This window comes from Pseudomonas sp. MWU13-2517, assembly GCF_023242545.1.
In the GTDB taxonomy this organism is placed as follows: Bacteria; Pseudomonadota; Gammaproteobacteria; order Pseudomonadales; family Pseudomonadaceae; genus Aquipseudomonas.
Window position 1 is genome coordinate 19,425 of sequence record NZ_JALMFA010000001.1, and the last position, 20,536, is coordinate 39,960.

The window sequence follows — 20,536 nt, forward strand, 5'->3', positions numbered from 1 at the left end:
AATCATGGATACATCCCTGCGTCGCGGGTCATGGGAAATGGTCGCCGCCATGCTGATTTCCGGCACCATCGGCTGGTTTGTGCTGGTGTCCGGCGTGTCGGTCATCGAAGTGGTGTTCTGGCGTTGCGTGATAGGTGGTCTGACGCTGTTGCTGGTGTGCGCATTACTCGGCTATTTGCGCATGGACTTGCTCACCTGGGCCAAACTCGGGCTGGCAATGCTCAGCGGCGTGGCCATCGTCGGCAACTGGCTGCTGCTGTTCGAATCCTATTCCCGCGCCTCCATCGCCATCAGTACGGCGGTGTACAACGTACAACCGTTCATTCTGGTGATGTTGGCGACGGTATTTCTCGGGGAAAAGATCACCGTGCAGAAACTGGCATGGTTGAGTGTGGCGTTCCTCGGCATGCTGGCGATTGTCAGCGCCCATGGCGAGCAACAGAGCGGCGGCGGTGATTACTTGACGGGCATTGCCCTGGCCTTGGGCGCGGCGTTTTTATACGCGGTTGCAGCGCTGATCATCAAACGGCTGAAGGAAGTGCCGCCGCATTTGATGGCATTGATCCAGGTCATCACCGGCGCGTTGTTACTGGCCCCGCTGGTGCCCTGGAACAGCCTGCCGACAACGGGGAATGCGTGGGCGGCACTGGCGACCCTCGGTGCGGTGCACACCGGTTTGATGTATGTGTTGCTCTACGGCGCAATCCAGAAACTGCCGACGGCGATGACCGGCGCGCTCTCGTTCATTTACCCGATTGCGGCGATTTTCGTCGACTGGATTGCGTTCGGGCATCGCCTGGGGTGGCTGCAATGGTTGGGGGTGGCGGCGATTCTGCTGGCTGCGGCGGGGTTGCAGCGGGGCTGGTGGTGGCACCGGCAAACCCATGCTCGAATGAAAGTCGAATGAAAAGGTGTGATGTGTAGGTCTATCTCTCACGAAGAGATGGAACAGATTCCTACGCAAGCACCACACAGGGTGGCGGATACCAGGCTGCGGGTTCAACCGCAGCCTCGAGAAAATTCCTCACCATGATGATCAACGATGAAAACCACCCTGTTAACTTTTCCAACCCCTGACTACCTGGCCGGGCATGTTCAAGCGGTAGCAGGCCCCAGCAACACCCGTCACGTGCGCGCGGCCGACGCTCCCTCAGCGGTAAAGCCTGAGTTGGCTCAGGCTCCGCCGACGCTGAGCAAAAATTCCATCCGCTGGGTGAATTTCCAGCACGGCGTCAACCTGGCCGAAGGAATCGAGCCGGGCTCGTCGAAGCGGATGACCCAGGAAGAACTGATCGTATGGCCGGGGAAAATGAGTGCCACGGCCGTGACGCACGAGCAGGCGCTTTTCCTCGCCGCTGCCCGCGTGGGGCCAGCGCTGGAATGGGCCGTGGCGAATGGAATCCTTGAGGAAAAGACCGAATACTCACAGGCCGACATTCAAAAAGCCGTTGCCGCACTGGATAAACAGCTGGAGGACATGGCGGGCGCCGTGAGCAGCCTGTCGACACCCATGCCGATGAGGAAGGACTATTTCCTCGGCACGCAGCAGGTGTCCCCCATCAAAGGCCACGCCGACCCGGCTAACCCAACCTACCCGGTGGCGCGTTACGACGACAAACAGTTCGGTGAAGACTTCAAATCCGATCTGGCGTCCAAGAAAGCCGCTTACGCCACGATCATCCAACACGTGCTCTCGACCATGCTCGTGCCGGATCAGGTTGCCATCGCCCAGGGTGAAGTCGGCGTGTATGCACTGAAGTCACCGGGCAAGGACGGCGAGCTCGAGCGCCGTACGTTCTTGCTTAAAGCCGTCCATAAGGGCAAGACCAGCGTGTATGAAGTCAGCCCTGAACAGGGGACGGTGGTTAAACGGGATGACTGTATCGGTGTATTCCAGGGCAACAGTGTCATCGGCAAAAAACGCCTGCCCGACGGTAATTACTCCGAGACGTTCACTGCCTGGGCAAAGCCAAATATTCAAGGCACTCAGTTCCAGACCAAAGTGGACAAGGAGCCCGGTGCAAAGCCGGACAACACGCCTTTTTCCGCGCAGCTTTATACGCTGGAGCCCCTGGGGGTATTTCCCCCGCCTGTTCAAAGCGCGACACCCCCCTCCAGCCCGCAGGCACTCTTTCAGGAGCGCAACCGGCAGGTATCAACGGTGGCCGGTGAGAAGTTGTTTTATAGGAGCGATCTGGACTTGCTGCACTGGGCACAAGAGGACCCGGAACGCGTGACTGAGGCCGAGAAAAACGACAGGGAAAACTATCAGGCTTTCAAGGAACAAAGGGAGAATCGTCGCGAAGTGCTTAAAGGCTTTGTGCCTTTCTGGCACGGGGTCGAAGCCATTGTTGCGGGGCGCCCGATAGAAGGGCTCGCGCAAATATGGATCGATATTCTTCTAATGGTACTGCCGGTCGAAAAAGCTGCTGCCGGTCTGGTAGAGGGTGGCATCCGCCTGCTTAAACCGGTCATTCCGAAATTCCTGAAACCTTCAGGCACCTTTGCCGGTTACGCCTTCAACCCTGGCGCGGCAGGCGTCGCATGGGAAGGCGGTGTGCAGGGGATGAAGTGGGCACCCAATACCTCGAAGTCTGTCGCCACGGGCATCAACCAGTTCAAGTTCAACGCCACGCCTCTGTCCAGGGCCGGTTCGGGCATGCGCGAGATTGAGTACAACGGTGCCCGGTACTTTGCTGGTGCCAAGCCTGACGCTGGCGACAACGTGCACTATGTGCTGCGGGTACCGGACCCGAAAGACCCGACGCGGCTTGTGAGCAGCGGCATTATCGCCAGGCCGGACGAAACAGGCGTCTGGGCCAGGCGCGGGCTTAAAGGCGGTGAGCGCTCGGGCGCAAAGAAAGGGGAGGCATCTGAGGCAGACTCGAAAGGTCGACTCAAGGCGCCCGGCAACGCTGCAGTGAATCAGCGGCTGGTGAACCATCCAGATTGGCAGTCGGTGGTGGATTCGGGCACGTACAACGGGCAGCCCGTTTATATTCACTACACCAGCAAGGAAGGCGCGGAAGCCATCACCCGGCAGTTGAGCATCAACGATGCCTCGCGTGAAACCACGCGCGCGGGGGCAAAAGGCGGTGTGTACGTTAACCCCCCGGGGCAGCAATTCAATGGGGAGAATGTCGAAACCCTGTTGTTCCTGGGTAACAAACGCTATGAAGGGCGAGGTGACTACATGGTGATCTTCAGCACTGACCAGGTGCCGACGAATTTAGGCCCTGTCACCGCAGGCAGCCCGTTCGTTGAGCTGAAGTTTCAAAAAGGAATAAAACTGACACCGTCGAACTTTGTCTACGCAGGGCCCAACACGTTTGCAAACTACTTTGGTTGAAAGCCTCTGAACCACCAGGCGTCGGTTTCTTCCGAAGCCTGGTGGTTCATCTCGCCGGTTTGACTCAGTGCGGTGCGCGCGGAATAGTCTTGAGCAAGTCATCCGGGCTGATGTGGCCGACCACACTGCCAGGCTGCGGCAGGCCGAGGATATGCCCCTTGATCTTGCCCACCACGTGCATCTCGCAGGGCTTGCAATCGAACTTCAGCGTCAGCACTTCATCGCCATGGATCAATTGCATCGGCGCCACCTTGGTCTTCACGCCCGTCACACCTTTGGCCTGTTTAGGGCACAGGTTGAACGAGAAGCGCAGGCAGTGCTTGGTGATCATCACCGGTACTTCGCCGGTTTCTTCGTGGGCTTCGAAGGCCGCGTCGATCAGCTTTACGCCGTGACGGTGATAGAAATCACGGGCTTTCTGGTTGTAGACGTTGGCCAGGAACGACAGGTGCGCTTCCGGGTACACCGGCGGCGGCGAGGTTTCAGCCTTGCGCCCGCCGCGTGGGTGAGCGGCAACGCGAGCGGCGGTCAGCGCTTCGATCACTTCGCGGCGCAATGCCTTGAGCTGCGAGTTGGGGATGAAGAACGCTTGCGGCGCGTCCAGCTGGATATCGGTGGCGTGGTACTCGGTGGTGCCCAGTTGGCCGAGCAGGTCACGCAAGGTTTCCAGTGCCTGTTCCGGCTTGTTGGCCACGGCGAACGGGCCGGGCAGGGTGACGCTGGCGCTGAGGCCTTCTTCGCTGGTAGCAGTGACTTGCAGTTGGTCCTCACGCAGGCGTGCCACCCACGACAGGCCGATACGGCGCTCGGCCGAGGTCTTGAGCAGTGCCTGTTGCCAGTTATGGTCCAGGTTACGGTTCAGCGGGTGGTTGGGGCGCAATTGATGCAGACCGGCCGGCATTTCATTCGGTTCGACGCGGTAGCGGTAGCGCTTGGCACCGTCCTCTTCGAACTCGCCTTTAGGCTCGGCAATGTTGGCGCGAAAACCGACCACTTCGCGTTTGACCAGCACATTGAGGCCGTCACCATTGGACAGCGGCTCATGGGTCACGACCTGCAGGTCGCGCTTGCCGGCTTTTTCCACCACGCCGACCGGCAGGCCGGTGAAGGTTGGGGTGTCGAAGGCACCGATGTCGATCTTGCGATCGCTGACGAAGTAATCGGTGCTGCCACGGTGGAAGGTTTTTTCCGGGTCGGGCAGGAAGAAATGCGCGGTCCGGCCACTGGACGCGCGCGCCAGGTCCGGGCGGTCTTCAAGGATGTCGTCGAGGCGCTGGCGGTAGTAGGCGGTGATGTTTTTCACATACCCCATGTCTTTGTAGCGGCCTTCGATCTTGAACGAACGTACCCCGGCTTCCACCAGGGCACGCAGGTTGGCGCTCTGGTTGTTGTCTTTCATCGACAGCAGGTGCTTTTCAAAGGCCACGACCCGGCCCTGATCGTCCTTCAACGTGTAGGGCAGGCGGCACGCCTGGGAGCAGTCGCCACGGTTGGCGCTGCGGCCATTCTGCGCGTGGGAGATGTTGCACTGCCCGGAGAACGCCACGCACAGGGCACCGTGGATGAAGAACTCGATGGCGGCATCGGTTTCGTCGGCGATTGCACGGATCTCTTGCAGGTTCAGCTCACGGGCCAATACCAACTGGGAGAAACCGGCCTGGTCGAGAAACTTGGCGCGGGCCAGGGTGCGGATGTCGGTCTGGGTGCTGGCGTGCAGCTCGATGGGCGGAATATCCAGCTCCATCACCCCCAGGTCCTGCACGATCAGGGCATCGACGCCGGCGTCGTACAACTGATGGATCAGTTTGCGCGCAGGTTCCAGCTCGTTGTCATGCAGGATGGTGTTGATCGTGGTGAACACGCGGGCGTGGTAACGCCGGGCGAATTCCACCAGTTGAGCGATATCGCTCACTTCGTTGCAGGCGTTATGGCGCGCGCCGAAGCTTGGGCCGCCGATGTAGATGGCATCGGCGCCATGCAGGATAGCCTCGCGCGCGATGGCGACATCGCGGGCAGGGCTGAGCAATTCCAGGTGATGCTTGGGCAAGGACATAGTTTTTTTAGTCAGGCTTGTCACGGTTGAGGCGCGCATTGTAGCCGTGAAACGCCGGGCGGGCACCTACCATAGGGCTGGTGTGTAAACCACAATCCCTGTGGGAGGGGTTTGCTCCCTCCCACAGGGGGTTATGCGGCGTGCAGGCACTCCAGCGCTCTGTCGGCCAGGGTTTTGGCGCTGTCGATCAGGTGTTCAGTGGCGCCGGCCATCTGAAACTGATCGCTGCTCGGTGCCTGGCGAGTGGCGGCTGCAGTGGCGGCTGCGCAGCGCAACAGGTCGCAGATTTGGGCGAGGGCGTCTTCGAAGCTGAGGTCGTGGTGCACAGTGAATGAGGGGGGTGAGGCGGGCTGTAGGTAATGGCGCAGGGCGCGGTCGAGGATTTCGCGAGGTGGGTCGGGGACGATTTTGTTCATGAATGAAGTACCTGCTCAGGTAGGGAGCCATTCTTTTGCCGATCTCACACGTCAAAAAAGGTGGCAGCTATGTGCGGGGTGAGATACCGGAGAGCAGGACCCGGCCAGACCGAAGTCTGCCCGCACACAGCCGCCATAGACGGTTGTACGCATCATGTCTGCAATACACGGGATCTTACACCCGATCGCTGATATGCAGCGACGGAGCGAAGGCTAGCCAGTGAAGTGAGCAGGCGCAAGGCGGTGGGATTGTCTAGGAAACGTCCTGCAAATTAAAGGGATATGACTTGCTGGCCTTTAACAATGCATGTCACCCACGCGGCACAGCTCGAGTGAGGGGGCTTGCGCCCGATAGCGGCCGGTCAGTCAGCTTATTTGCGACTGATGCACCGTCATCGGGAGCAAGTGCCCCCCACTGGGGTCCCGCGTACTTTATCGGAGGGCTGCTCAGGCCTTGGCGGCCATCGCGGTGACTTCGACGCGCATGCCTTCTACGGCCAGGGAGGCAACGCCAACGGCCGCACGCACCGGCCATGGCTTGGCGAAAAAGCGTTTGTAGACCTCGTTGAACGCGGCGCGGTCAGCCATATCCGTCAGGTAAATGGTCAGGTGCATCACCCGGTCCATGGAACTGCCGGCCTTCTCCAGGGCGACTTTCAGCGCTTGCAGGGTGCATTCGCTTTGCAGGGTGATATCGCCCAGTTCCAGGCTGCCGTCGGCGCGGGTCGGAACCTGGGTGGAAACCAGGATGCCGTTGAAGCCGACGACATCGGAGGAGATCGAATCAGCATCCGGATCGGGGATAAAGCTCAGGTCGTGGTTGGCCATGATGTGCTCGGGTCGAAGAAGGGGGGCGCCAGTCTAAACACTGGCGCTGCACAGGTCACTTCCATGGGGTTGATGAGCAAATACTTGGCGTCAATTAATAATTATTTTCTGCGCCTCAAGTCGCTATTTTTCTGCCGATACTACACTCAAGCACCAGTGAAACAGCGCTCGAGTGAGGGTACGTCATGTTCAATAAAGCATTGAAAACAGAACTGGCGGCCAGGACGGCCGAGGTGGCGCAATACAAAGGGTTGTTCAGCGCACTCGAACGCTCCATGGCGGTGGTCGAATTCGACCTGACCGGCAGAGTGCTGCGTGCCAATGAGGCGTTCCAGGCGACCATGGGGTACAGCGCAGACCAATTGGTCGGCAAGACCCATCGTGATTTTTGCCTGCCTGAATTGACCGGCAGTCCCGCGTACACGGCGTTCTGGAATGATCTGAGGGCCGGTAAATTCGTCTCGGGTACTTTCAAACGTGTGGACTCCCACGGCAACACTGTCTGGTTGGAGGCCAGTTACAACCCCGTGCTGGACGTAAAGGGCCAAGTGCTGAAAGTGGTCAAGTACGCGCTGAACGTGACGCAAAAAGTCGAACAGGAAGCCGCCACCCGCAGCAGGCTGGTTGCACTGGACCGGGCGATGGCGGCTATCGAGTTCGATTTGAACGGGGTGGTACTCGACGCCAATGACAACTTCCTGCAGGTGATGGGGTATTCACTGCCGGAACTCAAAGGCAAACACCACCGCATGTTCTGCGAGCCGGCACTGGTCAACAGCAGTGAATACAGCGACTTCTGGCGCCGGCTGAACAACGGAGAGTTTTTTACCGGACAGTTCAAGCGTATCGGCAGAAATGGCCGTGTGGTGTGGTTGGAGGCCAGCTACAACCCGGTGTACGACGGCGATGGCAAATTGATCAAAATCGTCAAGTTCGCCAGCGACATCACCGAGCGCGTGGAGAAATTCGAGGAAGACTCACGCGGCGCCTCACGGGCCTATCATATTTCGTCGGAAACCGAGCGCTTTGCCGAGCATGGCACCGAGGTGATTCAAGAGACCGCCGCTGAAATGCGCCGCATCGCCGATAATATCGGTGCCTCGGCACGGCTGGTCGGGCAGTTGGGCGATCGCTCCGAGCAAATCACCGCAATCGTCAATACCATCCGCGGTATCGCCGACCAGACCAACCTGTTGGCGCTCAACGCCGCCATCGAGGCGGCCCGGGCGGGTGACCAGGGTCGTGGCTTTGCGGTGGTGGCCGACGAGGTCAGGCAATTGGCGGGGCGAACCAGCCGCTCCACGGCGGAAATTGCCGAGATGATCGGCATGATCCTCTCGGAAACCCGCGATGCGGTGTCCAGCATGAACGCGACCCAGGAGGGCGCGCAGCGCGGCGTCAACCTGGCGGACCAGGCCGGCTCGGTGATTTTGCAGATCCGTACCAGCACCGGCGACGCCGTACGCGCGGTGAGCATGTTTGCCTCGAAACTGGACGAGTCCGAAGTGATCCCTAAAACGGCCGTCGGTTGGGTTGGGTAGTGCCTGGGCACCGGCCGGCCACTTGGCTGGCCGGTGCATTCAGCGGCTACAACAGGGTGAACGGGTAATCGACGATCACCCGCAGTTCATTCAACTTCCCATCGCCCTGATCGGCGTTGGATGAAACCATGGCGTCACGTATGCGAAACGACAGGTTTTTCGCCGGGCCGCTCTGCAGCACATATTTGGCCTCCACATCGGTCTCGTGGTGGTCACCCTCGGCGCCGTAGTCGCCGGCATAGGCACTGTTGGCCGGCGTGTGCGTGCCATTGATGTCGGAACCGTTGACGTAGCGGGTCATGAAGCTCAGCCCGGGGACGCCGAAGCTGGCCATATTCAGGTCGTAACGGATACCCCAGGACTGTTCGCCCGGGCCGTTGAAGTCGCCCCACTGTATCGAGTTGGCCAGCAGCACCGAATCGCCGCCTTCGCCCGCGCCATTGTTACCCGTGCCGATGTAGTCGAACGGCGTGTCGCCATGCACTTTCTGGAACGACAGCGTCAGGGTATGGGCCGCCAGGAACGAGTAGGCCGCGGCAACCGAGTAGGTCGTGTTGTTGATCGCCCCGGCCTTGGCGCTGCCGGTGTCGAGGGTACGGTACAGGTTGCCGTCCAATGCCAACGACTGGTCATTGCCCAACGCAATGACGTAGTTGAGGTTGGTGTAGTACTGGCGCCAGATATCTTCCAACTCACCCGCATACAGCGTGGCGCTCAACGACGGTGTGAAGGTGTATTTGCCACCGACGAAGCTCGCACTGTTGGCCGCCACGTTGGCGTAGGTGGCGTAGATATCGTGGTCATGGTTGCTGGTCATGCCGCTGTTGGTGCTGGTGAAGTGCCCGGCTTCCAGGTCGAGCCCGGCGATCTCGCTGCTGGTCAGGTCAAAACCGGTGGCGGTCTGCGGCAAAATACGCGTACCGCCGGTAGCGAAGACGAGGGCGGTAGGCTGCATGTCACCGAATTTCAGCTGGGTCTTGGAGACCTTGAGCTTCACCGCTGCACCCACTGAACCGTAGCCGTTTTCAGGGTCGCCATGACGGTCGGTCGGCAGGTCACCGGTGCCTGCATCGGCGTGCGTAGCGTCGAGCTTCATCGCGCCGTAGGCGTAGGCGTCCACGCCAAAACCAATCGTGCCCTGGGTGAAGCCGGAGGCGTAGTTGAGCATCGCGCCCTGGGTCCAGTCGCGGTTGTCAGCCTTGCCGCTTTGGCGGTCGCGGTCAAAGTAATAGTTGCGTAGCAGCCCGGTGAGGCTGCTGCCTTCGATAAACCCCTTGGAATCCGCCTGGTCGGTAACGGACTCGGCAAAGGTGACTTGGCTGATACTGACACCTATCGCCAGCGTCAACAGGCTCCACTTTTTGATCATGTTCTTATTTCCCCGGAATAATGAACGCGCACAGTTACACCGCACTTTATTGAAAAGGTGTACAGGTTTTATGGGCAGGTATTTCAGGTGAGCGCAGTGCCGTTTTTATTGTGTTCGACGTGTTGTCGAGCTTGATTATCAGCAGATTTTTCGCGGCGCGCAGCCCTGTGCGGGATTAAACTCGATTAATTAAACTTCACATTATTTAATCGGTTACGGGTGTAGCGTGGTCAGGGTCTTAGCCGCTCTGCTTCGACAAAACCCTTTGGTTTTCCGCCGCAGGTTCTGCGGCGGATTTTTTATATCCGCTTAACGTAGGGGCAGGGCATTGCAGCGCCAACAATTGAATGGAGGCAATCTGTGTGTGCCCCTGACGGTTACTCTTTCACATCCATGAATTTTTCAGCCCACGCTACATAGCTTTCCGGCAGCGTGTAGGTATGCGTCAGCTCGGTGGCACTCAGGTTCGAGGTGCTGTGGGTCAGCTTACGCTGGGCGCGCAGGCTGTCGTAGGTGGCCTTGATCGACGCAAAGTAGGCGCCATGGCCGGCCACCACGACACGCACGCCCAGGCTGGCGAGGCGCTCGCTGTCGTTGAGCTGGGGATTGCCGTAGGTCACCAGCATCAACGGCACCGTGAGGTTCGCCGCGATCTGCTCCAGGTGGGCGAAGTCTTTGACGCCGACCATGCAGATGCCATCGGCACCGGCTTTTTCATAGGCCTTGGTGCGTTCGATAACGTCTGCGGTCGGCAATACACCGGCGTTGGTGCGGGCGATGATCGACAGTTCCGGATCGACACGTGCCTCAAGCGCTGCCTTGACCTTGCCGATGCCTTCTTCGATGGAGATCAGGTCGGTGGATTTGCGCCCGAACTGCGCCGGCAGCAGGGTGTCTTCAATCGTCAGCGCCGCGACGCCGGCACGCTCGAGTTCCTCGACGGTGCGCATCACGTTCAGGGCGTTGCCATAACCGTGGTCGGCGTCCGCGATAAAGGGCAACTGCGCCACGCGCCCGATACGGGTCGCCTGTTCAACGAATTCACTCAGGGTGATCAGCGCAAAATCGGGGGCGGCGAGTACCTGCAACGAAGCGACCGAGCCACCCAGGATACCGACCTCGAACCCTAGGTCGGCCGCGATACGCGCGGACATGGGGTCGAAAACCGAGGCGGTTTCAACGCACATTTTCTTGGCAAGCAATTCACGGAAGTTGCGGCGCAACGCTGAGTGAGAGATTTTCGGCATGTTCTTTCCTGGCTCTGTCGTCTTCAGTGACGATCAATGTCTATTCATGGTGGCGCGAGATTACCATGCAGACGGGCCGGGCATTATGACGTTTGAGCATGAGGTAGGCGCCGCCAACATGGGGCACCAATTTGGGGCGTAAATTCGGAAGAATTGGACACGTCTCCAGGGTTTACGCGAGACGTGTCACTTGCCCTGTGGGAGGGTCACGGAGCGTTCGCCGGCGCTGGCTCCTGCAGCGATTGCCCCGCGTCGTGAGCGTGCGTGGCCCCCATGAACATGTACATCGCCGGCACCATGAACAGGGTCAACAGCGTGCCGATCGACAAGCCGGCGAAGATCACCAACCCCATGTCATGACGCCCCGCAGCCCCGGCACCGGAAGCCCACACCAGGGGCACTACGCCCAGCACCATCGCTGCCGTGGTCATCAGGATCGGGCGCAGGCGCACGGCGGCCGCTTCTTCAATCGCCTCACGCTTACTGTGGCCGGCGCGCTGCAACTCATTGGCGAACTGCACGATCAGAATCCCGTGCTTGGTGATCAACCCCAACAGCGTCACCAGGCCAACCTGGGTGTACACGTTGATCGAGGCGTAGCCCATGGTGATGAAGGCCAGCGCACCGAAGAGCGCCGGTGGCACGGAGAACAGGATCACCACCGGGTCGCGGAAACTCTCGAACTGGAAGGCCAGGGCCAGGTAGACGATCAGGATCGAAAACATCAGCAAGCCGACGAAACCACCCGACTCCTGCATGAACTGCCGCGACTCGCCGGCAAAGTCCGAGGTGTAGCCGGAAGGCGCAACGTTGTTGAGGATCGTGTTCAGTTTCGCCAGCAGTTCACCCTGGGCCACACCACTGACGCCGCCCAGCGTCGCCGAGTTGAGTTGCTGGAAGTGGTTGATCGATTCCGGCTGGGTCGAGGTCTCGATATGCGCCACCGTGCGTGCCGGGATCATGCTGCCTGTGGGCGTGCGGATGTAGTAATCGAGAATCTGCTCGGGGTTGAGACGGTTGACCTGCAACACCTGGGGAATGACTTTGTACGAGCGCCCGGCAGTGGAAAAGTAGTTCACGTAGTTGCCACCCAAGGCGGCCGACAACGCCGCGCCCACATCGGCCTGGGTCATGCCCAACGCGGCAATTTTCTCCCGGTCGACCACCAGCCTGGCCTGCGGTTTGTCCAGTTTCAAGTCCATGTCGGCGAACCAGAACAGCTGTTGTTTGCGGGCCTCGGCCATGACCGCTTGCGCGACTTCGTTGAGGTTTTCCACCGAGTCGGTGGTCGTGATCACAAACTGCACCGGCAACCCCTGGGCACCCGGCAGGGAGGGCAGCGGGAAGGCCGCGATGCTGGCGCCCGGTACCTGGTTCCATTTTTGCTGCAGGTCCAGAATCAGTTGGGCCTGGGAGCGTGTACGGTCGGCCCAGGATTTGAGCAGCACGCCACCCAGGCCCTGGTTGAGTGCCGGCAGGCCGGTCAGTTGGAACATCTGCGCATATTCGGGTTCTTTGTTGGCAATCTGGAAGGCCTGGTCGGCAATGCGCTCCATCTGCTGGGGCGAGGCTGTCGGCGGGCCTTTGATCTGCATGAACACCAACCCCTGGTCTTCGGTGGGCGACAGTTCGCTCTTGGCGGTCATGCCACTGGCGGCGACCAGCAGGAACAAGATAAAGCCAAAGGTCACCAACACCGGCCAGACGTTCAGCCCGCCGGACAGCACGCGATGGTAGCGCTTGCGAAGCCAGTCAAAGTAATGGTCGAGCCGACGGGCGAAACGGCCTTCCTCCTGGCCGGGCTTGAACAGTCTGGACGTCATCATCGGCGAGAGTGTCAACGCCACCACGGCCGACACGGTCACGGCGCCCGCCAGCGAGAAACAGAACTCCTTGAACAGGGCGCCCGTAAGGCCGCTGCGCAGCCCGATAGGCACATACGCGGCGACCAACACCACGGTCATCGCAATGATCGGCCCGCCCAGTTCGCGCGCCGCGATCAGCGCGGCTTCCAACACGCCTTTACCTTCCTCCTTGATATGACGGTCGACGTTTTCCACCACAATAATCGCGTCGTCCACCACCAGCCCGATCGCCAGTACCAGGGCAAGCAGCGTCAGCAAGTTGATGGAGTAACCCAGCAGGTACATGACGAAGAACGTGCCGACCAGCGACAGCGGAATCGCCACCAGCGGTACGATCACCGCGCGAAACGAACCGAGGAACAGGTAGATGACCACCGAGACGATGATCATGGCTTCGACCAGGGTCTTTACCACCTCATAAATCGACGTGTTGATGAACTCGGTGGAGTCATACACGATCTCGCCGCGCACCCCGCTGGGCAATTGCGATTGCAGCTCGGGGAAAGCCTCGCGCACGCTGTCGGCGACCGTCAGGATGTTCGCCGTAGGCGCTGCTTTGATGCCGATGAATACCGAGCGCTTGCCGGAGAATGCCACGCTGCTGTCGTAGCTTTCGGCGCCAAGCGTCACGGTGGCCACATCCTCCAGGTACACCAGCGCATCGCCGTTGTGCTTGATGACCAGGCGCTTGAACTCATCCACCGTGTGCAAATCGGTGCCGGCCGTCAGGTCGATCGTCACCGATTGCCCACGGGTCGAGCCCACCGCAGACAAGTAGTTGTTGTTGGCCAGGGCGGTGGACACGTCCTGCGCGGTGACGTTATGCGCCGCCAGTTTGTCCGGGTCGAGCCAGGCGCGCAGGGCGAACTGGCGACCGCCGAGAATCTCTGCGGTTTGCACGCCCTGGATCGAATCGAGCTTGGGTTTGACCACCCGCACCAGGTAGTCCGTGATGTTGTTGGTGGGCAGCGTGTCGCTGTAGAACCCCAGGTACATGGCGTCCGTGGTTTGCCCGACGGCCACCGTCAGCACCGGCTCCTGAGCCTGGGCGGGCAGTTGGTTCTTCACCGAATTGACCTGGGTATTGATCTCGGTGAGGGCTTTGCTCGCGTCGTAGTTCAGCCGCAGGGTAGCGGTAATGGTCGAGACGCCGGTAATGCTCGATGAGGACAGGTAGTCAATGCCTTGGGCCTGAGCGATAGCGGCTTCCAGCGGCTGGGTGATAAAGCCTGCCACGGTGGACGCGTCCGCACCGTAGTAGGCGGTGGTGATGGTGACCACGGTGTTTTCGGTGCGCGGCCACTGGTTCACCGGCAGTTCGAAGATCGAGCGCAGCCCCAGGATCAGGATGAACAGCGAGACCACCACGGCCCAGACCGGCCGGTGGATAAAGGTATCGGTAAGTTTCATGGGACACCTTTAATGTTCTTGGGGAGTCGGAGCGGGGTCGTTCAGCGGCGCGGCGCTGTTGTCGACCTTCACCGGCGAGCCATTCTTGAGCTTCATCTGGCCGCTGGTGATCAACAGATCGCCTTCCTTCACACCGGACACGATCGCCACCTGATCGCCGCGGGCCGGGCCGGTCTTGATGAAGGTCTGTTGCGCGCTGAGCACCTCTTCACCCTTGTCGTTTTTGCTCGAGGTGGCGATGAACACCGTGGTGCCGTAAGGGTTGTAGGTCACCGAGGTCTGTGGAACGGTGAGGTAGCGCTGGGGCGCGCCCGAATTGACCACGGCACGCGCAAACATCCCGGGCACCAGGCTTTGCCTGGGGTTCTCGACGGTGGCTTCGACAGTGACGTTGCGCGTGGCCGAATCGAATTGGGTGTCGACAGTGCTGATCCGGCCCGTAAAGGTTTGCTTGGAGAGGCCGTCGGCAGTCACCGAAACCCCCTGGCCGATGGCAATGGCCTCGAGCTGGGTCTGTGGCACCGTGAAGTCGATATAGATGGGATCGAAGGTCTGCAGCGTGGCAATTTTGTCGCCTGGGTTGAGGTATTGGCCCGGGTTGACGCGGGTGATCCCGATGCGCCCGGCAAACGGCGCGCGAATGGTCTTTTTTGCCACCAGCGCGCGTTGCTGTTCTACCGCGGCGACTTTGGCCTTCAGGTCTGCTGTGTCGGTGTCGACCTGGGCCTGGGATATCGCATTGACCGCCAGTTGCGCCTTGTCGCGCTTGAGCACAATACCCGCCAGGTCGGCAGTCGCTTCAAGGGAGTGGAGTTGCGCGATGTCGGAGTCGGCATTCAGCTGGACCAGGAGCGCCTGGGCCGCTACCTCTTGCCCGGGCGTGAAGCCGAGGGTACGCACGATACCGCCGACTTCTGTGGTGACGTCGACTCCGCGAACGGCCTTCATAGAACCCACGGCCGTCACGCTGGGTTGCCAATCGGCATAGGGCACGGGCATGGCGGTGACCACGGCGGCGGGCAAGGGCTGCTTTGACTGGGCGATCAGCGCGGAAATCTGCACGAATTTCACCGCGACGATAATCGCGACAATCACCAGCACTAACGCGAGCATGATCAGCATCGGCCGCCACAGTCGACGTTTGCGCGGTACGCCGGGCTCGGTGGGCGGGGGAGAGGCAGTCTGGACGTCGGCCATGGAGAGTCTCGCTGTTTCAATGATTCGGGGTTCAGTCCAACCACGCCGCTTTGGCGGGCGTAGCGATGGCGCGATGCGCGTTCTGCTTGTCGGCCGGTTTGAGCTCCTGCCACGACGGCAGCCCGAAGCGGTCCGGGTGACCCTGGGTGGCGGGGTCTACATCGGCGCGGTTCCACCAGCCGCCACCCAATGCCTGGAAGAGGGCCGTGGTATCGCTGTAGCGGGCAGCCTGCGCCCTGACGCGCGCCAGTACCGTGTTCTGGTAGGTCTGCTGGGCCGTGAGCAGGTTGATGTAAGCCACCGCACCCAGGCGGAATTGGGCCTGCACCAGGTCCAGGTTGGCTTGCGCGGAACGCTCGGCGGCGACCTGCTGGTTGAGTGTCTCGGCGTCGGCTTCCAACGCGCGCAGTGCATTGGCCACATCCTGGAACGCGGTCAACACAGTGCCGCGATAACGCGCCGCGGATTCGTCATAGGCCGCCACGGCAGCGCGTTTGCGATGTTCAAGGGCGCCGGCATCGAAGATCGGTTGGGCGATCGAACCCGCCAGGCTCCAGACGCCCGAGCCGGCGGAAAACAGCCGGCTCCCGCTCGCCACCGTGGAGCCGACGGAGCCGGTAATGCTGAACTGCGGCAACTGATTGGCGACGGCCACACCGATATTGGCGCTGGCCTGATGCAATTGAGCCTGGGCGGAACGCACATCCGGCCGTTGGCCGACAATCGCCGAGGGCAGGCTGACAGGCAGCTCCTGCGGCAGGTGCAGGGAGGCGAGTTGGAAACGTTCGCCCCGGTCCTGATTGGGAAAGCGGCCCAGGTAGGCCATCAGTTGGTTGCGGGTCTGCGCCAATTGCTTTTGCAGGGGCGGCAGGGTGGCGCGGGTCTGGGCCAGTGCGGTCTGTTGGGTGAGCACGTCGGCATTGCCGATGGCACCCAGTTGTCGCTGGGACTGCAACACGTCGAGCTGGTCGCTTTGCAGGCGGATGATGGCCTCGGTGGCCGCCACTTGATCGCGCAAAGACGCCAGGCTCACCGCCGTGTTGACCACATTGGACGTCAGCGTGAGGTAGGTGGCCTCCAGCTGGAAACGTTCGTACTCGGCCTGGGCCGTGGTGGATTCGATCTGCCGTCGGGTGCCGCCGAACACGTCCGGGGCATACGACACGCTGAGCGATGCCGAGCTGACCGTGAGAATCGGCGACGACGGTGCGCCCGTCGTGACGCCGGATACTTTCTCCCGGGCTTTTTGCAGATTGGCGTCGACCGAGGGAAACAGCGATGCCTGGTCGGCGTACACCCGCTCGTTGGCCTGGCGCAAGGCTGCTTGCGCGGCACTCACATCCGGGTTGGCGCGCAGGGCCTCTTCGACCAGGTCATTCAACGTCGGTGAGCGGAACAGCGTCCACCATTGCCCCGGAATGTCCATCCCTGCGATCAAGCGTTGCGCTGCGCCACCGGTGTCGATGTCGGCCTTGGCAGTGGTGGCGAGCTTTTCCCTGGTGTAATCGGCCTCTGCGGGTACCTCGGGGCGGGCAAAATCCGGCCCGACCGTACAACCGGCAAGCACCAGGCACAGCAGGCTAAGCGGAGCCAGAGGATGTGAAACACGCCACCGCGGCTGCTCGTTCATATCGACTCGATTAATCAGTTGGGTCACTGTTTTTTTTGTTGAGCAATGCGTGCAGGTGGATCTAGGCGAGCCATGGAAAAGGCCCTCGGGGCGCTGGATTCAAATCAGTGTAGGTGGTGCAGGGCGCTAAGCAATATCGACGCGTTGTACCGGGCGTATAGACAGATCTGAAAATGCATACTCAGCATTATTGCAGCATTAGGTTATGCGTTATTGGTATTTTACAGGCTGGTGTGAGTCCCCCATCTTGTCGGTCTTACGAACAGGTACTGGAGATAAATGTGCGTTATCCGACAAAACTGGTGGCCGCGATGGCTGCCGCATTGCTGTGTCTGACTGCGCACGCGCAAACGCTGGTGGTGGGCGACCAAAGCTACAACGCTCAGGCCGTGATGGAGGCGGCGGGTGTGCTCGATGACCTGCCTTATCAGCTGGAGTGGAAACAGTTCACCGCGGGCTCGCCGGTCGCCGAAGCGCTCAATGCCAACAGCCTGGACATCGGTTTGCTCGGTGACGCGCCGGTGCTGTTCCTGGGCGCATTGGGCGCGCCGATCAAGGTTATCGCCGTCAGCCGGCAGAACCTCGACGGCGTGGCCATCCTGGTGAGAAAGGATTCGTCGATCCACAGCCTGGCGGACCTGGCGGGCAAGCGGGCAGCCGTGTGGAAAGGGTCCTGGAGCCAGCAACTGCTGCTGACCGCACTGGATAAAGCCGGGGTTTCGCGGGACTCGATGGAGTTGCGCTACCTCAGTGCGCTGGACGCTTCCCATGCACTGGAAGGCGGCTCAGTGGACGTCATCGCTACCTGGGAACCCTATGTCACGCAGCAGGAACGCCAAGGTGCGCGCGTGCTCGCGACGGCTGACGGCCTGATCCCGGCCCAGAGTTTTATTGCCGCCAACGCCAAGGCCGTGGATGCCAAGCGTGCGCCGATCAATGACTTTCTCCAGCGCCTGAAGAAAGCCCGTGACTGGACCCGCCAAAGCCCGGCCAACGCCGACGCTTATGCCGATGCCTGGGCCAAGCGCACCCGGGCCGACGCGGATATCGCCCGGGCCTGGTTTGCCCGGGCGCGCACCACCGTGGAGCCCGTGACAGCCCAATCGCCAGTGGAGGCGCAAAAAACCGTGGACTTCTTCGCCAGCCAAGGCCTGGTCAAGTCCTATCCGGCCGCCAGTCTGTTCGACACCTCGTTCTCGGCGGCCCTGCAACCCACCGTCGCTGAAACACAGCCCTGAATGCCGCAAGGAACACGTCAGACATGACCAAAAGACAGCTCAAACTGGGTGCCCTGACCATGGGGTGTGGCGGGCCGGGTCGCCACAACCTGTGGCTTGACCCGCAACTGCCCGCCGATGCCAGCGTCAACATCGACTGGTATATCGAGATCGCGCAACAGGCCGAAGCGGCGTTGTTCGACTTGATGTTTATCGTCGACAGCCAGTTCATTACGCCCGGGTCGCCATCCCACTACCTCAATCGCCTGGAACCGCTGACGCTGTTATCGGCACTGGCCGTGAGTACGCGGCATATAGGGCTGGTCGGCACCCTGACGACTTCATACAACTCACCGTACAACGTCGCCCGCCGCCTGGCCTCCCTGGATCTGATCAGCAAAGGCCGCGCCGGCTGGAACGTGGTCACCAGCGGAGACGCCGGTACCGCCGGCAATTACAGTCGCGATGAACATTATGACTACGACACCCGCTATACCCGCGCAGCCGAACACGTCCAAGTGGTGCAGGGCCTGTGGAACTCGTACGAGGACGATGCCTTTGTGCGCGACCGCGCCACCGGCCGGTTTTTCGACCCCGACAAGCTGCACAGCCTGAATCATAAAGGCGAGCATTTCTCGGTGGTCGGGCCGCTGAATATCCAGCGCTCGCCCCAAGGCCAGCCGGTGATCTTCCAGGCCGGCGACTCAGAGCAAGGCCGCGACCTGGGCGCCGCCACAGCCGATGTGATCTTTACCCATGCGGCGAGCATCGAGCAGGGCCAGGCGTTTTATCGGGATATAAAGGGCAGGGCGGTGCAGCACGGTCGCGATCCCGAACAGTTACTGGTAATGCCGGGGGCGGAGATCTATGTGGGCGACACCGATGAACACGCCCGTGAAATCGAACGGCACTACCATCAGGCCGACCATAGCTTTGAGTTGGCGTTGAAAGAGTTCGGGCGCAATTTCGGCTGGCATGATTTCAGCCAGTACGACCTCGATGCGCCGTTTCCGCAGGAGAGCCTGGAGGCGGCACGCAGCAGCTTTTTCACCGCCGCCAAACGCATTGCCGACCAGGCTCGGGAGAAGGGCTTCACGCTGCGCCAGGCCGTCGAGTTCGGCCGGCAACTGCGCCCGGGGGCCTTTGTGGGGACGGCGGACACCGTTGCGCAGAAAATGGCGGATTGGTTTGGAGCGCGGGCGGTGGATGGGTTCAATATCTATATTGGGCATCCGGAGCAGTTCGAGCGTTTTACACGGGAAGTCATACCGCTGTTGCAGGCGCGCGGTGTGTATCGCACGGCCTATGAAGGGACGACGTTGCGCGAAAGCCTGGGGTTGACTGCGAGCACCTCATCCTTTCATCCATCGGCGAGGTGATCATTTGAGCGTAATCACCACCTTGCCCCTGGCCCGTCCCTGCTCGACGTAAGCCAACGCCTGCGCCGTGGCTTCAAAGGTGAAGGCGCGGTCAATCACCGGCCGGATGACTCCGGCCTCAATCAGCGCGCTGATGTGTTGCAGTTGTGCGCCATCGGCCCGCATGAACACGAACGCGTAGCGCACGCCCTGTTTGCGCGCCTTGCGCCGGATACCCAAACTCAGCAGGCGCATGACCTGCTGCAGTGGCCAGGACAGCCCTTGCTCCTGAGCGAATTGCGCAGTGGGTGGGCCAGAGATGGAAATGAGTTGCCCACCGCGCTTGAGGACCTTGAGCGACTTCGCCAATACGTCCGCGCCGAGGCTGTTCAACACCACGTCGTAGTCATGCAGGACGCTGTCGAAGTCCTGTTGTGTGTAGTCAATCACCAGGTCGGCTCCCAGTGCCTTGACCCATTCCACATTCGCCGTGCTGGTGGTAGCCGCGACAAAGGCACCGAGGTGTTTGGCGAGCTGAATCGCGAGGCTGCCGACACCGCCCGAGCCAGCGTGGATCAGCACTTTCTGGCCGCGTTGCAATCGGGCGGTTTCGACCAGTACTTGCCAGGCGGTCAGGGCGACCAAGGGGATGGACGCGGCGTGCGCCATGTCGAGATTGGCAGGTTTCAGGGCAATCGCGTTTTCGTTGACCGCGATCAGTTCGGCGAACGTCCCGATCCGTGCTTCAGGCGGGCGGGCGTAGACTTCGTCGCCCGGTTTGAAACGTTGCACGTGCGCGCCCACTTCCACCACGACGCCCGCCAGGTCATTACCCAGCACCAGCGGAAGCGAGTAAGGCAGGATCAACTTGAACTCGCCTTTGCGGATCTTTGCGTCCAGCACGTTGACGCTGCTGGCATGCACCTCAATCAAGACGTCGTGGGCCCCCACGATCGGGGCGGGCGCTTCGCCAAGGCGACCGGCGCTCTTGCCATAGCGATCTATTACAAAGGCTTTCATCGTGGTGCGGCTCCTGTCGGTGGGTAGCGTCGATGC

At 60.9% G+C, this 20,536-nt stretch carries 14 protein-coding genes; 5 read left to right on the forward strand and 9 right to left on the reverse strand.

The features are described 5' to 3' along the window. Window positions 1–4: 4 nt before the first annotated feature. The gene (locus tag M5B97_RS00075) at window positions 5–907 is read left to right on the forward strand and encodes a DMT family transporter (protein ID WP_248730323.1); all 903 of its coding nucleotides are present in this window, start codon (window positions 5–7) and stop codon (window positions 905–907) included. 135 nt (window positions 908–1,042) lie between these two features. Further along, window positions 1,043–3,349, forward strand: a complete 2,307-nt coding sequence (locus M5B97_RS00080; protein ID WP_248730324.1) for a hypothetical protein — start codon at window positions 1,043–1,045, stop codon at window positions 3,347–3,349. A gap of 64 nt (window positions 3,350–3,413) precedes the next feature. Here M5B97_RS00080 and M5B97_RS00085 read toward each other — a convergent pair whose 3' ends face one another. From M5B97_RS00085 to M5B97_RS00095, 3 genes are all read right to left on the reverse strand, one after another. Then, window positions 3,414–5,402, reverse strand: coding sequence for a U32 family peptidase (locus M5B97_RS00085; protein ID WP_248730325.1), 1,989 nt, complete (start codon window positions 5,400–5,402; stop codon window positions 3,414–3,416). A gap of 131 nt (window positions 5,403–5,533) precedes the next feature. After that, complete coding sequence (locus M5B97_RS00090; protein ID WP_248730326.1) at window positions 5,534–5,818, reverse strand: hypothetical protein; 285 nt, start codon at window positions 5,816–5,818, stop codon at window positions 5,534–5,536. A 447-nt stretch (window positions 5,819–6,265) separates the two neighbouring features. Beyond that, entirely contained in the window at window positions 6,266–6,646 is a 381-nt protein-coding gene (locus M5B97_RS00095; RefSeq protein ID WP_248730327.1) for a RidA family protein, read from the reverse strand. Between the two features lie 185 nt (window positions 6,647–6,831). Here M5B97_RS00095 and M5B97_RS00100 point away from each other — a divergent pair, with 185 nt between their 5' ends. Then, the gene (locus M5B97_RS00100) at window positions 6,832–8,187 is read left to right on the forward strand and encodes a PAS domain-containing methyl-accepting chemotaxis protein (RefSeq protein ID WP_134657206.1); all 1,356 of its coding nucleotides are present in this window, start codon (window positions 6,832–6,834) and stop codon (window positions 8,185–8,187) included. Between the two features lie 46 nt (window positions 8,188–8,233). Here the strand turns inward: M5B97_RS00100 and M5B97_RS00105 are convergent, their stop codons facing one another. From M5B97_RS00105 to M5B97_RS00125, 5 genes are all read right to left on the reverse strand, one after another. Then, window positions 8,234–9,556, reverse strand: coding sequence for an OprD family porin (locus M5B97_RS00105; protein ID WP_248730328.1), 1,323 nt, complete (start codon window positions 9,554–9,556; stop codon window positions 8,234–8,236). 377 nt (window positions 9,557–9,933) lie between these two features. Further along, window positions 9,934–10,803 (reverse strand): oxaloacetate decarboxylase, encoded by an 870-nt coding sequence (locus M5B97_RS00110; RefSeq protein ID WP_134657208.1) that lies wholly within the window; start codon window positions 10,801–10,803, stop codon window positions 9,934–9,936. Window positions 10,804–11,009: 206 nt separating this feature from the next. Beyond that, the gene (locus M5B97_RS00115) at window positions 11,010–14,078 is read right to left on the reverse strand and encodes an efflux RND transporter permease subunit (protein ID WP_248730329.1); all 3,069 of its coding nucleotides are present in this window, start codon (window positions 14,076–14,078) and stop codon (window positions 11,010–11,012) included. A 9-nt stretch (window positions 14,079–14,087) separates the two neighbouring features. Then, on the reverse strand, window positions 14,088–15,275 hold the full coding sequence (locus tag M5B97_RS00120; RefSeq protein WP_248730330.1) for an efflux RND transporter periplasmic adaptor subunit: 1,188 nt from the start codon (window positions 15,273–15,275) through the stop codon (window positions 14,088–14,090). A gap of 31 nt (window positions 15,276–15,306) precedes the next feature. Further along, complete coding sequence (locus M5B97_RS00125; RefSeq protein ID WP_248730331.1) at window positions 15,307–16,905, reverse strand: efflux transporter outer membrane subunit; 1,599 nt, start codon at window positions 16,903–16,905, stop codon at window positions 15,307–15,309. Between the two features lie 281 nt (window positions 16,906–17,186). Here M5B97_RS00125 and M5B97_RS00130 point away from each other — a divergent pair, with 281 nt between their 5' ends. Both M5B97_RS00130 and M5B97_RS00135 read left to right on the forward strand, forming a co-directional pair. Beyond that, window positions 17,187–18,143 (forward strand): ABC transporter substrate-binding protein, encoded by a 957-nt coding sequence (locus tag M5B97_RS00130; protein WP_134657212.1) that lies wholly within the window; start codon window positions 17,187–17,189, stop codon window positions 18,141–18,143. Between the two features lie 23 nt (window positions 18,144–18,166). Beyond that, a complete protein-coding gene (locus M5B97_RS00135) occupies window positions 18,167–19,501 on the forward strand; it encodes an LLM class flavin-dependent oxidoreductase (protein ID WP_248730332.1) in 1,335 nt (444 codons plus the stop codon). Here M5B97_RS00135 and M5B97_RS00140 read toward each other — a convergent pair whose 3' ends face one another. Beyond that, complete coding sequence (locus tag M5B97_RS00140) at window positions 19,502–20,500, reverse strand: NADP-dependent oxidoreductase (protein ID WP_248730333.1); 999 nt, start codon at window positions 20,498–20,500, stop codon at window positions 19,502–19,504. Between the last annotated feature and the right edge of the window lie 36 nt (window positions 20,501–20,536).